10 protein-coding genes are annotated in these 14,684 nt (G+C 72.6%); all 10 read right to left on the bottom strand.

Annotated elements, in window-relative coordinates; translation table 11 throughout:
- The gene (locus tag BMZ92_RS11460) at window positions 1-1,146 is read right to left on the bottom strand and encodes an epoxide hydrolase family protein (protein ID WP_091505989.1); all 1,146 of its coding nucleotides are present in this window, start codon (window positions 1,144-1,146) and stop codon (window positions 1-3) included.
- A 59-nt stretch (window positions 1,147-1,205) separates the two neighbouring features.
- Window positions 1,206-2,093 carry an AraC family transcriptional regulator gene (locus tag BMZ92_RS11455; RefSeq protein ID WP_091505988.1) on the bottom strand — a complete coding sequence of 296 codons (888 nt, stop codon included), beginning with the start codon at window positions 2,091-2,093 and terminating at the stop codon, window positions 1,206-1,208.
- Window positions 2,094-2,103: 10 nt separating this feature from the next.
- A complete protein-coding gene (locus BMZ92_RS11450) occupies window positions 2,104-6,183 on the bottom strand; it encodes a beta-galactosidase (protein WP_091505986.1) in 4,080 nt (1,359 codons plus the stop codon).
- Between the two features lie 776 nt (window positions 6,184-6,959).
- Window positions 6,960-8,306 carry an alpha/beta hydrolase gene (locus BMZ92_RS11445; protein ID WP_245783007.1) on the bottom strand — a complete coding sequence of 449 codons (1,347 nt, stop codon included), beginning with the start codon at window positions 8,304-8,306 and terminating at the stop codon, window positions 6,960-6,962.
- On the bottom strand, window positions 8,306-9,550 hold the full coding sequence (locus tag BMZ92_RS11440; protein WP_091505985.1) for a 2-hydroxyacyl-CoA dehydratase family protein: 1,245 nt from the start codon (window positions 9,548-9,550) through the stop codon (window positions 8,306-8,308). The genes BMZ92_RS11445 and BMZ92_RS11440 overlap by 1 nt, the downstream gene beginning before the upstream one ends.
- Entirely contained in the window at window positions 9,547-10,641 is a 1,095-nt protein-coding gene (locus BMZ92_RS11435) for a 2-hydroxyacyl-CoA dehydratase family protein (protein ID WP_177228645.1), read from the bottom strand. The genes BMZ92_RS11440 and BMZ92_RS11435 overlap by 4 nt, the downstream gene beginning before the upstream one ends.
- Window positions 10,641-11,879 carry a CaiB/BaiF CoA transferase family protein gene (locus BMZ92_RS11430; RefSeq protein ID WP_091505983.1) on the bottom strand — a complete coding sequence of 413 codons (1,239 nt, stop codon included), beginning with the start codon at window positions 11,877-11,879 and terminating at the stop codon, window positions 10,641-10,643. The genes BMZ92_RS11435 and BMZ92_RS11430 overlap by 1 nt, the downstream gene beginning before the upstream one ends.
- Window positions 11,876-13,012, bottom strand: coding sequence for a CapA family protein (locus BMZ92_RS11425; RefSeq protein WP_091505981.1), 1,137 nt, complete (start codon window positions 13,010-13,012; stop codon window positions 11,876-11,878). Before BMZ92_RS11425 ends, BMZ92_RS11430 begins: the two co-directional genes overlap by 4 nt.
- Window positions 13,009-13,794, bottom strand: a complete 786-nt coding sequence (locus tag BMZ92_RS11420) for an amino acid ABC transporter ATP-binding protein (RefSeq protein ID WP_091505980.1) — start codon at window positions 13,792-13,794, stop codon at window positions 13,009-13,011. Before BMZ92_RS11420 ends, BMZ92_RS11425 begins: the two co-directional genes overlap by 4 nt.
- A complete protein-coding gene (locus BMZ92_RS11415; protein ID WP_091506221.1) occupies window positions 13,791-14,681 on the bottom strand; it encodes an amino acid ABC transporter permease in 891 nt (296 codons plus the stop codon). Before BMZ92_RS11415 ends, BMZ92_RS11420 begins: the two co-directional genes overlap by 4 nt.
- Window positions 14,682-14,684 lie beyond the last annotated feature (3 nt).

Raw genomic sequence — 14,684 nt, 5'->3', positions numbered from 1 at the left:
TCATCCTGTCGTGCGTATCTCGCGGAACGCGTCCCTGATCTCGGACACGAGAACGGCGGGCTGCTCCAGCCCGGGGAAGTGGCCGCCGCGGTCCAGGACGTGCCAGCTGCGCAGGTCCCGGTAGCGGCGCTCGGCCCAGCGGCGCGCGGTGGGCCAGGGTTCGGCGGGGAACGACGAGCAGAAGGTCGGCACGCTGACGGGCAGCGCGTTCTCCTCCTCCGCGCTGCGCGGCACCCACCGGAGCGCCTCCCAGTACCAGCGGGAGCTGGAGGCACCGGTACCGGTCAGCCAGTACAACGCGATGGTGTCGAGCTGCTGCGCCAGGCTCACGCCGTCGGAATCGGCGTAGGCGGCGAACTTCTCACCGAGCCAGGCGGCCAGCCCGGCGGGTGAGTCGAGCAGCGCGTACCCGATCGTCTGCGGTCGCGTGCCCATCTGCATCCCGAAGCCGTACCCGTCGGCCAGGTGCCGGTCGCGGCGGTCGAGCATGCGTTGTTCGTCCGGGGTCGGCGCCGTCCGGTCCTCCGGCAGGGGTGACGCCACCGGCATCGTCAGGTGCAGGCCCACGACCCGCTCGGGCACGAACCGGGCCAGCTCGGTGCTCACGTGCGCGCCCCAGTCCCCGCCGTGTGCCGCGAAGCGGGGGTAGCCGAGCGAGGTCATCAGGTCCGCCCACGCCCGCGCCGTGCGGCCCGGGTGCCAACCCGGCTCATGCGGCCGGTCACTGAAGCCGAAACCCGGCAACGCGGGCACGACCACGTGGAAGGCGTCCTCCGCGGAACCGCCATGGGCGACGGGATCGGTGAGCGGACCGAGCAGCTGCTCGAACTCCAGCACCGAACCCGGCCAGCCGTGCGTCAGCAGCAACGGCAGCGCCGACGGTTCCGGCGAACGCACGTGCCAGAAGGCGATTCCGAGCCCGTCGAGCTCCGCCCGGTAGTGCGGGAGAGCGTTCATCCGGGCTTCGGTCGCGCGCCAGTCGTGCCGCCGCCACTCGTCGATCAGCGCGGTGAGCCGCCGCAGCTCGAGCCCCTGCGTCGCGTCCGGGACGGTCTCGGGTTCGGGGAGCCGCACGCGGTCCAGGCGCGCGCGCAGGTCGGAGAGGTCGCGCTCGGGGATGTGGATCTCGAAGGGCTCGGGCGCCATGCCGGAACCGTAGGGCCGCGCTCGTGCCCGGCCCCATCCCCGGAATTGCGGTCTGCCGGTCAGGAATTGCGGTAGACCGAGGGGCGCACGCCGGTGTGGCGCAGGAACGCGGTGGACAGCGCGCCGGGGCTCGCGAACCCGCACCGCCGCGCGATCGCGTCGAGCGCCAGGTCGGTGTCCCGCAGCAGCCGTTTCGCCTCGTCGATCCGCAGCCGGGTGAGGAACCGGTGCGGGGTCTGGCCCGTCGTGTTCCGGAACACGCGGACGAGGTGGTAGACGGACAGATGCGCCTCGGCGGCGAGATCGGCGAGCGTGATGGGCTCGGCGAGCCGCTCGCGCATGAGCGCGACGACCGCGCGCACCCGGGCGTCCTCCCGCTCCGGAGGGCGGTCCGCGCGCAGCCGCCCGTGCCGGGTGAGCAGGTGCGTGGTCAGGAAGGTGGCCGCGGAGTCGGCGTACAACTCGCTTGCCCCATCGGGAAAACCGACTGCCCGGACGGCTTCTTCGAGCAGCGGGTCTCCTTTCGCGACGGACGCCGCCACGGCCTCGTAGTCCACCGCGCCGCCGAGCTGCGCCGCGACCGTGTCCACGGTGTCACGCGGGATGTGGACCTGGACGCTGCGCATCGACTCGTCCCCGCGGTAGCGGCGGAGCGACGGCCGGTCCGGGACGTCCACCTGGAGCCGCCCCGGGACCCACGGGATGCGCTCCGGCCTGCCGCCGTCGCTCGACTCCATCTCCGCACTCCCGGACAACGGGAGCACGAGGTGCAGGTCCGCGGCGGCGGGCAGCGCCAGGTCCTCGGCGACCGGGACGTGCTCGAACCGCTGCACCAGCAGGGACCGCCAGCCCGCCTGCTCCCAGCTGCAGAACGTCCGCCGGACGTAGCGGCCGAAGTCGAAACCGGCATACGGCCGCAGGTCGAAACGAGCGGAATCGAACACCACGCTCCCGAGGCTACCGGCAGGTGAGCGTCGGCAGCGCCCAGTCCGCGTGGTCGCTGCCGTTGCCGTCACCGCCGTCGGACACCAGCAGGTCCAGCACCTGCGCCCCGGTGACGTCGACGTCGACCGGCACCGCCGCCTGCCCGCCGCGGACCACCGGCGTCGTCACCCGCGTCTGGCCGTCCACCGCGACGCTGAAGGCGACGCTGCCGTTGGCGCCCGTTTCGCCGTCCACCCCGACCGAAGCGGTCAGCCGCGTGCAGGCGCCACCGAGGTAGAGCTGGACGTCGCCGGGCGCGTGCACGCCGAGGCCCTTCGCGTACGAGACGCCGCCGATGGTCATCGGTTTTCCGTCACCCGCGGCCGCTTCGCCGTTGCTCGTGTCGCGTTCGACCGGGCCCCAGCCGTTCGTCGCGCTGAGGAAGGGCAGCGAGCTGACCGCCACCTGCCCGGCGGGCGGCACGGGTGGGACCGCGCCGACGATCCGCTCGTCGGTGACCGAGCCCGGGTGGCCGGCCTGCCGGTACGTCACCGCGACCTTCAACGGTGCGGTATCCACTGTGGACGGTGGCGTCACGGTCCACGAGAACGTCGCCGAACCGCCGCCGTCGATCCGCTTCACCGTGCGCGGCGAGGCGGCGCCGACCGTCCAGCCCGCCGGGGCGGTGAGCGCGGGGGCGACGTCGAACGCCGGAGGCGCGCCCGCCGGTACCCGCACCGTCGCCGACGCGGTGAACGCCTGGCCTGCGGAGGCCGTGTCCGGCACGGCCAGCGACACCCCGGCCGCCGGGGCCGGCGGCATGGCGTACCGCGCGGGGTCGTAGCCGGGCGAGACGTTCTGCCGGACCGCCAGCGGCGAGCGGTAGCTGCCGTAGTTCGTCCACTCGACCTTGCCGAGCCCGCCGGTGCTGCCGTCGAGGTTCCACACGGCGATGGCGATCGTGTTGCGGCCGTTGGGGTTCAGGATCCCGGTGGGGACCGGGAAGCTGTGCTGCGGCCCGAGGTAGTTGACGTACTGGCCGAGCTGCCAGCCGTTGACGAAGATCAGCGCACGGTACTGCCGCGCGGGGTCGTCGGTGATGGTCAGGCCCAGCGAGGTGTCCTGACCACGCGGCAGGTCGAGGTCCGCGGTGGTCCGGTACCAGCTCACCCCGGGGGTCGTGTTCTTCGCCGGGAGGGTGACCCGGTTCCAGCTCCCGTCCGGGAACCCGGGCAGCGACCAACCCGCGCGCTCGCCGTACAGCCCGCCGGTGTTCAGGGGGCCGCGGACCGGGTCGAGGCCGGTTTCGCCGCCGCGGACGCCCTGCAGCCGCCAGGTCACCGACGTCAGCGGCGCCCCGGTGAGCCGGGCGGAGGTGAGCCCGCGCGCGGCCTTGTTGCCGTTGCCGGCGTTGTAGTCCTCCTCGTGGCCCATGTTCACCGTCAGCACGGAAATCTCGTTCTCCCCCTGCCGCAGGACGCCCGGCGGGAAGTCGAACGTGTGCTGGAGGTCCTTCGAGCTGCCGAGGAAGACCCCGTTGAGCCACACCGAGAACGCGCCGGCCGGACCACCGCTCTGGCTCGCCAGCGTGATCCCGGTCTGCCGCCCGTCACCGGTGAACCGGCCGCGGTACCACGTGTTGCCGGTGTGGAAGCCGTAGTCGTCGGCGAAGAGCACCGGCTTCGTGCCGACCGTGGTCGAGCTGTTGCTGGTGTCCTTGTCGGCCACCGGCCACGACGAGTCGTCGAACCCCGGCTGGCTCTCCGGGGACTCCTGCTGCTGCTTCCAGCCGGTCAGCGCGGGCAGCTTCACGGGCTGCGCGGTCGGGAGCGTCCCGGCCAGGCTGCCACTCGGCGTGGGCCGCACCGGCACCGGGAAACCGTTCCACAGCACGGCTTTCGCCGAGCTGAAGACCTCGAAGGCACCGTCGGTGCCGGTGTCGCCGGTCAGCGCGAGGACGCCGTGCTGGTCGGCCGCGGTCCGCACGAGGTGGGTGCCGCGGACGAGCACCGGGCCGGCCGCGGTGTCCTGGCGCCAGAACGTCGCCGCAGTCGCCTTGTCCGCGAGCAGCAGGAGCAGCGGCCGCGCACCGGGTGCGGTGACGAGTACGCGCGTCAGGCCGTCGTGCGTGTAGTTCAGCCGGAGATCACCGCGTGCGGAGTCCCAAGTGGCCACCGCGTTCCCGTCGAGCACCCGCACGGACGGCTGCTGCGCGAACCGCAGGACGGTCTCCCCCGGGCCGCCGTGGTCCCCGTAGAGGACCGCGACGTCCCGGCCGCCGATGGTCGCGGACGTCATGATCTCCGACGTCGAGTACTGCATCCGCGTCTGCCCGAGGTCGTACCCGGCGACGAGGATCTTCGACTGGCGGCCGTTGAGCGTGACGCCGGTGCCGGGCTGCTGCGGCACGACCGGGTAGTAGTCGGCGCTGCCGGAGAGCAGGTCGACGGCGTCCACCACGACGAACTGCCCGTTCGCGGCGGGGTTTTTCTGGCCGCTGACGACGATCTTCAGCGTGTGCGCCCCGGACGGCAGGCCGCGGACCTCGTAGCCGCTCACCTGGTTCTGCTTGCTCGGCGCGTACAGGTCCACCGAGCTGACCTTCGTGCCGTCGAGGTAGACGTCGGCGATGCCGTGGTTGGTCTCCTTCGACGTCACCCAGCGGATCCCGGTGCCGGTGAAGGGGATGCTCACGCTGTCACCGGTGGTCTCGGAGAACGACTCGGTGTGCTGGTAGTCGCCGCCGGTGTAGTTGACCTCGGTGCCGACGTGGCTCCACGTGCCGGTGTAGGCGACCTCCGCGGCGCGGTCGTCGTAGGTGTAGCCCGAGTGCGCGGCGAGGTCGAGCGCGATGCTGGTGGTGTTCGTGGCGGTGGACGTCGAGTCGGTGTGCCGCAGGGTGTGGAACTGCGTGCGCGTGTCGGGGTTGATCCGCGCGGTGTCGGTCAGCGCCGGGTCGGTCAGCGGCGCGGAGGCGAGCCCGTCGGTCTTCGTCAGCGGGGCGACGGACTGCGTGAAGTAGCCGATCAGCTTGTCCTCGTCGTACTTCGGGTCGAACTGGCGGCCTTCGGTGATCGCCGCGCCGTAGTCGTAGGAGGTGTAGTTCTGCGGGATCGCGCTCCAGCCCCAGGACGTGCCGCCGTGGAGCATGTAGAAGCTCTGGCCGGTCGCGCCGACCGCGATGTTCTGCTTGTAGAAGACGTTCGCGAACTGGTCGTTGATCAGCTGGGCGCACTTGGCGTAGCCCGGGCCGCCCCACGGGTCGAAGGCGCCGCCCTGGAACTCCGCGGTGATCAGCGGTTTGCCGGGGGCGTGGGCGTAGCTGATGTCCGGCACCCCGGCCCAGTGCGTGGGGTTCGAGCAGTCGAAGCCCTGCGGGTAGGAGTCGGGGGCGTCCACGTCGAGCGCGGCGTCACCGGAGTTGAAGGTGCCGTTGTTGTTGCCCACCAAGGGAACCGTGATGCCGTCGGCGCGGGCCTTGTCCTCCAGGTGCTTCATGTAGGCGCGGCCGTCGGCGCCGCCGTTGTAGTACTCGTTCTCGACCTGGTAGGCCAGCACGCTGCCGGTGCCGTTGGTGAGCTGGTGGCGCGCGATGATCCGGTCGATCTGCGTCTGCCACTCGTCGGAGTAGCGGAGGTAGACGGGATCCGCGGAGCGCGTGTGGCCCGGCGTGGTCGACAGCCAGGTCGGGAAGCCGCCGCCGTCGACCTCGGCGTTGATGTACGGGCCCGGCCGCGCGATGACGTACAGCCCGGCCTGCTGTGCCATGTCGAGGAGCTTGTCGAGGTCGCGGATGCCGGTGAAGTCGTAGACGCCCTGGCGTGGCGAGTGGTAGCCCCAGTCGAAGTACAGGGAGGTCGCGTTGAACCCGGCCGCCTTCATCTTCTGGAAGATGTCGAGCCACAGGTCCGGGCTGGGCAGCCGGTAGGAGTGGAACTCGCCCGACCACAGGTAGGTCCGCTGCCCGTCGACGAGGAAGGAGTACCCGTCGTAGGTGACGCTGTGGGTGGGTTTCGGTGCCGCCGGTGCGGCGGTTGCGGTGGGTGCGGCGCTTGCGGCGAGTCCGAGGAGCACGGCGACGAGGACGCCGAGAGCACGGCGGGCGGAGCGCATGGGGACCTCCTGGGCGGCACCGAACCAGAACCAACACAATCCTTCGGCGACTCCACAGAAGTAGTCAAGATACGACAGTAGGAAGGCGGGAAACCTGTCCGGAACAGGACAGGGCGGGGTGGGGCGGGAGGTGGGGGCGGCACGGGTGGCGAGGTTGGGCGCGAGGTGGCTTGGCGTGCCACGGGAGGCGGGGGTGGTGGCCCGCTACGGTGGCGGGGTTGTGCGGAGCCGCGCGGCTGTCGGGGGTGGCCAGCGCGCCACAGGTGGCGAGGTCGCCCGGTGCGCCGCGGAAGGCGGGGGTGGACTGCGCGGCGCGAGGGCGGAGCGCCACAGATGGCGGGGCTGGACTGCGCGGCGCGAGGGCCGTGCGCCACGGATGGCGAGGTTGGGTTGCCCACCGCGAGCGGGAGGCTGGCCAGCGCGCCACAGGTGGCAGGGTTGCCGGTGCGCCGCGGGTGTGCGGGGCGGCTTGGCGTGCCGGAGGCGGCGGGGCCGGGCGGCCCGCCGCGAACGGCGGCTGGGCGGCGGCGCGCCGCTCGTGGCGGGGTGGCTTGGCAACACGCCCCGGAATCCCAGCCCCCGAAAGGCGGCGATGTCCCGCCAGCACGGGGAAAAGCCGGTCCTCCGGCGGCTGCGGGGGCGCGCCGCCTCACTGGCCCGCCAGCAAGGCCCCGCCAACCCCGCCCGTGACCGCGGACTGCCAGCCCAGCCCCACCGGACCACGCCGCACCCCCACACCGCCCACCCCGGGCGCGGGCCGGGCGGTGCCGAAACCCTCAGGCGTACATGCGGTTGAACCGCGGCGGGGTGTACTGCACGTACCGGCCCGGGCCACCGTCCACGCCCACACTGCGGGCGTTCATCGCCGCCGGGGTGGTGTCCGGCCAGTGGCCCGACTCGAGGCGGAACAGGACCGAGTCGATCGCTGCCACCTGTTCGCCCGTGGTGTAGGTGCAGTGCCCCGCCGTGCGCACGTACGTCTGCCGCAGCAAGGGAGCGTTGCCCCGCTCCCGCACCAGCGCCCCGTAGGACTGCTGCTGCGCCACAGTCGAGATCTGGTCACCCAGACCGTTCACCGTGAGCACGGGGATCCGCAGCTGGCCCGTGAACACGATGCCCTTCTCCAGGTACCGCACGGCCGCCGGATCAGCCGCCACGCGGGGCGCCGCCGCGAGCGTGTCCAGGTCCGCGCGGAGGTCCAGACCAGCGCGCTCGTACAGCCGCCGGACCGCGTTCCGCTGCTCAGGCGCGGCCATCGCGAGCTGCCGCGCGTAGTCCACGCCCGTGTTCCACGACGGGTTGCCCCCGGCCAGCTGCTCGATCGTGCGCCTGCTGCTGACCGCCTGCCCCAGGTGCGGCAGCGGACCACCCGCGAGCGCCAGGAACATGCCCTGCTCGATGCCGTCGGCGTCGTCCGGGACCGGGGTTTCGCTGCCGTCCGCCGCCAGGCCCCACCCGGGCAGCTGCCCGACCGCCGCCGCGAGCGCGATCCGCGCCCGGCCCTCCGCTGTCGCCTGCGCCGACGTGACCGCCGAGATCCACTGCTGCTGCGTGCCCGGGACGTCCGCGGGCACACCGGTGACCGGCAGGCCCGAACCTGGGAACAGCAACGTCTTCAGGGTGAACACGGTGTCGAGCTTCTGGTTCCACTGCCCCACGGACCCACCCAGCCCGCCGCACATCGGCACCGCCGCGTCGAACCGGTCGGGGTGCACCTGCGCCACGCCCGCCGCGACCATGCCGCCCATCGACCGCCCCTCGGCGATCGCATGACGGACAGGACCGAACGCGGCCTCGAACCGGCCGAGCGCTTCGGCCTGGTTGTCGATGGCCCGCGCGATGTTCCAGCTGCTGACCGTCCGCGTGGTGCCGCCGACCGCGTAACCCCGCTCCAGCAGGCTCGCCGTGAGCGGAGCCGACAGCCCACCCGACGCGAAGTCGAGGTCCACCAGCACGGTGCCGTTCCAGCGCGCGGGTTTCGCGAACGTATAAGGCGTCCCGTCGGTCAGCTTCCCCTCGACGCACCGCGCCGCGCCCGCACAGGAACTGCCCGACGCGGTCGCGGGAAGTCCGACCGCCACGAGCACCAGCGCGAGCACGAGCCAGCCCAGTCTGCGGCCCATCAGGCTTTTCCTCCCCCGAGCTCGTCGAGCCAAGCGCTCAGCTGCGAGGTCAGGTCGCCGCCCTTGCGTGCGTCGACGTTGTCCGCGTGCAGCTCCAGCACCGGGATCCCCGCCGCCCGCAACGCACGCGTGGTGAAGTAACCGCCACGGGCGTCGTCGGAGACGAGGTGCACCACGCCGTCCACCCCGTGGTGGCGGGCCTCCTTCACGTACCACTCCGAAGACCACGGTGGCGTGTAGAGCTGGTCGCTGAAGGCGGCGAAACGGGCGGCGAGGGCACGCAGCGGGTCGTCGCCGTACCGCAGGTACCCGTCGGCGGCGATCGCGAGGTACATCGACCACACGAACACCGCGCCGTGCGATTCCTGGAACCGCCGGTAGAAGTCCAGGTCGAACCACAGCCCGCGGCCGATCCACATCAGCCGCAGCCGCTCGTCCTCGAACACCCCCACCCCGGCGTCGACCCGCTCGCGCACCTCGTCGTGGAAGGCGCGGGCGGCGTCGCGGGCCCACTCGGTCCCGCGGTGCCACTGCGGCACCATGACGCTCGGGATGCCGTCGGTGACCGCGATCGGGCAGGGCCGCGCCGCGGCGATGAGGTCGCGGGTGCGGCGGTTCCACTCCTGCTGCTCGTTGACCAGCGCCATCACCTCGCGGAACCGGGTCTCGGAGAACACCCGGCCCGTGGTGAGTTCGAGGTACCGGATGAACCCGGTCAGCTCGCCGGTCATCAGGTCCAGCCGGGTGCTGCCGATCGCCTCCTCCCACCGGTGCGGCATCAGCTCCCACCACCGCTCGGGCACCGCGTTCTCCGCGGCGCTCTCCAGCGCGTAGTAGGTGACCCCGGGCTGGGCGTCCCAGACGTCGAAGATCTTGCGGGACGCGTCCCCGGTGGTTTCGCCGAGCACGATGGTGGGCTTGGGCAGACCGCCCCACGGCGCCTGCGCCGGATCGGTCTCGAAGGCCGACGCGAGCGACGTGGCGCTGTACTGCTCGATGTAGTCGGGGTAGCCCCGTTCCTTGAGCAGCCCGAGGTAGCGCGGGGTCTGCCGTTTCGCGGCGACGATCGACGCCCACCACTGGTTGACCACGTACGGGATGCCCATGGTGCGGAAGATCTCCTGCGGTGCGTCGGCGTTCACCAGCGCCAGCGGCGCACCGCCCTCGACCTCCTCCCGCATCCGGGCGAACCACTCGCGCTGGTGCGCGGTCGCGGCGGTCGCGGAAGCCAGCCTGCCGGTCATCGCGCCACCCCCGCCGTCGTCAGCTCGCGGATCGCGGCGAGCGCGTCGTCCGTCAGCTCCCCGTAGGGCTGCCGCTCCGCCAGCACCGCGGGCAGTCCGGTCGCGGCACGCTGGTCCGGGAAGTCCCACGGCGGCGCGTCGTCCCCGGCGCGGGCGTACGAGACGAGGACCTCCGCCCCGCAGGCGCGGGCGGCCTCGGCGGTGTGCGTGGCACGCTGCCGGATGGACGCGCGCGGCGCGGCGGGGCCGTTGTACTGGTAGCGCTCGGCCAAGGCCAGTTCGGTCGGCGCGGCGCACGTGCGGGCGAACAGCGCCTCACCCCAGTCGTGGTCCTCCCCCGCGACGAAGAAACCGTTGTCCTCCAAGCGTTCGTAGACGGCGGGACCGTCGTGGGAGCTGCCGGTGAGGAACACCCGGGTCCCGCCGGCCTCCGGCAGCGCGGGAGCCTCGGCGAGCAGGCGCTCCACCAGGTCCGTCGCGGTGGCCACCGGAAGGGCGGTGGCCGCCGCGACGACGCCGAGGAACTGGGTGCCGGTCAGCCGGTTTTCCCTGCGCAGCACGGCAACGCGGCCGAGCGCCTGCCGTAACGCGTCGTGCGCTTCGATCGCCGCTGCCAGGTCGTCGTCGCCGATCCGCCGCCACCGGCCCAGCCAGTCGCGCAGCTGCCCGATCCTGGCCTGGACGTAGCGCGTGGTGGTGTGGTGCGGCAGGTGCAGGACGTCGACCAGGTACACCGGGGGCAGCGCCGTCTCCGGCTCGACCCGGTGCAGTTCCCGCAGCGCGTAGAACAGCCGCAGCGACGCCTCGCAGTCCCGCGATACCACTATGGCTTCGAGGTTTCCGTAGTCCCCCGCGAGGATGCCGGTGAGGACCGAGCGCGCGACCGGGTCGACGCCGACCCCGAGGTAGCGGTCGCCCAAGGCGTGGTCCCGCTCCGGCTGCCCGGCGAGCCGGAGTGGCAGCAGGCCGGCGGCGGTGATCAGCTCGACCGGCACGTCGGCGCCGACGCAGCCCACTACGGGCAGGCCTGCGCCTTGCGCGCTCCCGGCCCGGTCCTCCGCCACGGCGAGGAGTTCGGTGAGAGCGCTCATCAGATGACGGCCTCGTCGGCGAGCTCGGCGAGGCGTTCCTCGCTGTAGCCGAGCAGGTCGCGGAACACGTGCTCGTTGTGCTCGCCCAGCGCGGGCGCGGGCCGGTCGAGCGCCACCCGCGAGGCGGAAAACCGGATGGGGACACCGGTTCCGAGGAGGTCGGCCACGTCGCCGTGCCGGGGGTGCCGCAGCGGGACGACCTCCTCGCGCTGCCGCACGAGGGGGTCGCGGACCGCCTCGCGCGGCTCGCGGACCTCGGCCGCCGGCACGCCCTCGGCGGTGAACGCCGCGAGGATCTCCGCCAGCGGCCGGACCTCGCACCACTCCCGGATCAGCCCGTGCAGCTCGTCCGCCGAGCGCACGCGCTGGTCCCTGGTGCGGTACCGGTCGTCCTCGACGAGGTCCGGCCTGCCGATCGCGCGCAGCACGCCGCGGGCGAACGCGTCGGTGGGCGCGCACAGCGCGACGTACCCGTCCGCCGCGGGCAGGATGCCGAACGGGGCGAGCCGCGGCACCATCGAACCGGTGCGCAAGGGCAGGCCGACCGCCTCAAGCGCGTCGAACGGCTCGCACGCCACCAGTGACGTCAGCGCGCCGAGCATCGACACGTCGACGTGCTGCCCCTCGCCGGTGTGCTCGGCCTGCAGCAGCGCGGAAACCGTGCCGACGACCGCGAACAGCGGCGCGAGGAGGTCACCGATGGGCAGCCCGAACCGGACCGGGCCCTCGTCCGGCTCGCCCGCCGTCATCATCACGCCGGACAGCGCCTGGATGATCGAGTCCATCGCCTTGCCCGAGCCCGGCCCGCCCTGGGCGCCGAAGCCGCTGATGGAGGTGTAGACCAATCGGGGGTTGATCTCGTGGACCTTCTCGTACTGGATGCCCAGCCGCTCGGTGACGCCGGGGCTGTAGTTCTCCACCAGCACGTCGGCGTCGCGGACGAGGTCGGCGAACACCGCGTGGGAGCGCGGGTTCTTCAGGTCGAGCGTGACGCTGAGCTTGTTGCGGCCGCGCACCAGCATCGACACCGACAGGTCGTCCTCGTGCCGCCGTGCGAGGTTCAGCCCGTCCCGGCCGACGTAGGGCGCGTTGTTGCGGGAGGAATCGCCGCCCGTGGCGGGGTTCTCGACCTTGATCACGGTGGCGCCGAGCCCGGCGAGCAGCAGCGTCGCGTACGGGCCGGCGAGCGCCGTGGTCAGGTCGATGACGGTGCGGCCGGCCAGCGGCTGGTCGGTCATTGGTCCCCTCCGGAAAGATCGATGCGCACTTCGGCGCCGTGTGCGGTGAACCGGCCGTTGAGCCCGGCCTCGCGGGTGATGTCCTCGATGTACCGGGTCACCTCCGCGCCTTCGGGCGTGCCGCCGACCGGCACGGGACGGCCGCGGTCGTCGATCCGGCACGGCACGAAACCGGCCTCCCGCAGGCCGTTCTCGTCGAACCGGCAGACGGCGATGGCGGTGTTGCGGCTCTCGGGGTGGAACGGGTAGTACGGCATGTCGGGGTCGGGCGCGAAGCCGTACAGCTTCGTGCGCCGCTCGGCCCACGCCCGCAGCTCGTCCGCACCGGTGCCGGCGCTCGGGGTGAGCGCGTGGGTCACGGTGACGAAGTTGCCCAGCCCGTGGAAGATCGGCCGTCCTTTGTGGACCTCGATGCCGCGCATGATGTGGGCGTGGTGGGAGAACACGGCGTCGGCACCGGCGTCGATCGCCGCCCGCGCCACCGGGCTCTCGTACATCGCGACGACCGCCGGGGTGTGCCCGACGCCCTTGTGCAGCGACACGAGCACGACGTCGGCGTCCGCGCGGGCCCGCCGCACGTCCTCCTCCATCAGGGCCAGGCTCGCCGGGTCGGCGAAGGTGAAGACCTCGGGCGGGCCGCCGGGGCTGGCGTGGTCGAGTTCGTAGTGGGTGAGCACGCGCACGTACGCGCAGCCGGGTTTGCGTGACGTGGCCCAGGAATCCCGTGGCCCCACGCAGTTGTACGACAGCACCGCGAAGCGCAGCCCGCCGCGCTCGACGACCGCGGGCCGCCGGGCCTCGGCGAGGTCCGGGCCCGCCCCGGCGGTCTCCAGTCCCGCCGCCCGGGCGTGTGCGATGGTGTCCGCCAGTCCCTCGTCGCCGGCGTCGTAGATGTGGTTGCCCGCCAGCGTGGCCACGTGGAACCCGGCCGCGGAAACCGCTTTCAGCGCGGCGGGGTCGGCGGGCGGGGCCGGCACGTCCGTGCTGCGCTGGACGGTCGTGGTGGAGTGGGGCACCTCGATGTGCCCGATCGCCAGGTCCATCCCCCGCAGCACCGGCGCGGCCGGGGCGAGGAAGGAGTCCGGATCCGGCTCGTCGAGGATGAGGTCGCCGACGGCGCCCACGGTGATCACGAAGCAGCCTCCCTTTCGGACAGGTGGCGGGACAGGAACGCGCGCAGCCGTTCGGTGCGCGGGCGGCTGAACAGGTCGGCGGGCTTGCCCTCTTCGACGATCCGGCCGGCCTCCATGAACACGCACCGGTCGGCGGCCTCTCGCGCGAACGCCATCTCGTGCGTGACCACGACCATCGTGGTGCCCGCCGCCGCGAGGTCCCGCAGCACGGCGAGCACCTCGTCGACCAGCTCCGGGTCGAGCGCGCTGGTGGGCTCGTCGAACAGCATGATCCGCGGCCGGACCAGCACGGCCCGCGCGATCGCGACCCGCTGCTGCTGCCCGCCGGACAGCTGCCACGGGTAGTGGTCCTCCCGGCCCGCGAGGCCGATGCGGGCCAGCAGCTCCCGCGCCTCACGGTCCACTTCGGACCGGTCGCGGCCGTGCACGCGCACCGCGGCGTCCGTGACGTTGCGCAGCACGGTGAACTGCGGGAACAGGTTGAACTGCTGGAACACCATGCTCATCCGCCGGCGCTGCTCGGCGATCCGCCGCTCGCTCAGCGGGCGCAGCCCGCGCGGCGTACGCCGGTAGCCCAGCAGCTCGCCGTCGAGGTACAGCGCGCCGCCGTCGATCGTCTCCAGCTGGTGGGCGCACCGGATCAGCGTCGACTTGCCCGAGCCCGACGGTCCGATCACGACGACGCTCTCCCCCTCGTGCACGTCCAGGCTCACCCCGTCGAGCGCGGCGACCTGCCCGAAGTGCTTGCGGACGGCGCTGATGCGCAGCACTGGCTCGCTCATCGGCTCCTCCTCACGGCGACGGGCCGGTGCCCGCGGGAGAACCGGCGCTCCAGCCACCGCTGGCCCGCGGTGAGCGCGGTGACCACGACGAGGTACCAGAAGCAGGCCACGAGCAGCATCGGCACGATCTCGTACGTGCGGTTGTAGATCACCTGCACCGAGTGCAGCAGGTCCGACATCGCGATGACCGAGACCAGCGCAGTGCCCTTGAGCACGTTGATGAACTGGCTGCCGGCGGGCGGCACGATGACCCGCATCGCCTGCGGCAGCACGATCCGCAGCAGGGTCTGCGCCGGCGGGTAGCCCATCGCCCGCGCCGCGTCGCGCTGCCCGGGGTCCACCGCGCCCATGCCGGCGCGGAAGATCTCCGCCAGGTACGCGGACTCCACCAGCGAAAGCCCGATCACCGCGGCGGTCAGCGGGGTGATCACGGTGTTCGCGTCCCAGCTGCCGAACACCGGGCCGAACGGGATCCCGATCGACAGCTTCGGCAGCAGGTAGGCCAGGTTGAACCAGAAGATCAGCTGCACCAGCGGCGGGATCCCGCGGAACAGGCCGACCCACAGCGTGGCGACCCAGCGGGCGGGGGCGAACCCGCTCAGCTGCATCGCCGCGACCACCCCGCCGATCAGCGAGCCGAGCGCCATCGCGGCGATCGCGAGCACCACCGTGGTGCCCAGCCCCGCCATGACGCTCTTCTCGAACAGGTACTTCGCGACGACGTCCCACTGGAACCGCTCGTTGCGCACCAGGAAGAGCACCAGCTGCGCGGCCAGCACCGCGAGCACGAGCACGAACAGCCAGCGCAGCGGGCGGAGCCGGCCGCGCGCCGACGCCACGTCCTCGCCGGGTGCGGCGACGGTCACCGTTTCGTCTACTGTGGACATCGT

It is taken from the genome of Amycolatopsis sacchari (genome assembly GCF_900114035.1).
GTDB classification, from domain to species: Bacteria; Actinomycetota; Actinomycetes; order Mycobacteriales; family Pseudonocardiaceae; genus Amycolatopsis_E; species Amycolatopsis_E sacchari.
Note: the sequence above shows the minus strand (reverse complement) of the source record. Positions and strands in the feature narration are given on the sequence as shown.

Coding starts and splice junctions, on each gene's coding strand:
- BMZ92_RS11460 (WP_091505989.1), bottom strand. CDS start 1,146: ATGGCGCCCGAGCCCTTCGAGATCCACATCCCCGAGCGCGACCTCTCC.
- BMZ92_RS11450 (WP_091505986.1), bottom strand. CDS start 6,183: ATGCGCTCCGCCCGCCGTGCTCTCGGCGTCCTCGTCGCCGTGCTCCTC.
- BMZ92_RS11445 (WP_245783007.1), bottom strand. CDS start 8,306: ATGGGCCGCAGACTGGGCTGGCTCGTGCTCGCGCTGGTGCTCGTGGCG.
- BMZ92_RS11440 (WP_091505985.1), bottom strand. CDS start 9,550: ATGACCGGCAGGCTGGCTTCCGCGACCGCCGCGACCGCGCACCAGCGC.
- BMZ92_RS11435 (WP_177228645.1), bottom strand. CDS start 10,641: ATGAGCGCTCTCACCGAACTCCTCGCCGTGGCGGAGGACCGGGCCGGG.
- BMZ92_RS11430 (WP_091505983.1), bottom strand. CDS start 11,879: ATGACCGACCAGCCGCTGGCCGGCCGCACCGTCATCGACCTGACCACG.
- BMZ92_RS11420 (WP_091505980.1), bottom strand. CDS start 13,794: ATGAGCGAGCCAGTGCTGCGCATCAGCGCCGTCCGCAAGCACTTCGGG.
- BMZ92_RS11415 (WP_091506221.1), bottom strand. CDS start 14,681: ATGTCCACAGTAGACGAAACGGTGACCGTCGCCGCACCCGGCGAGGAC.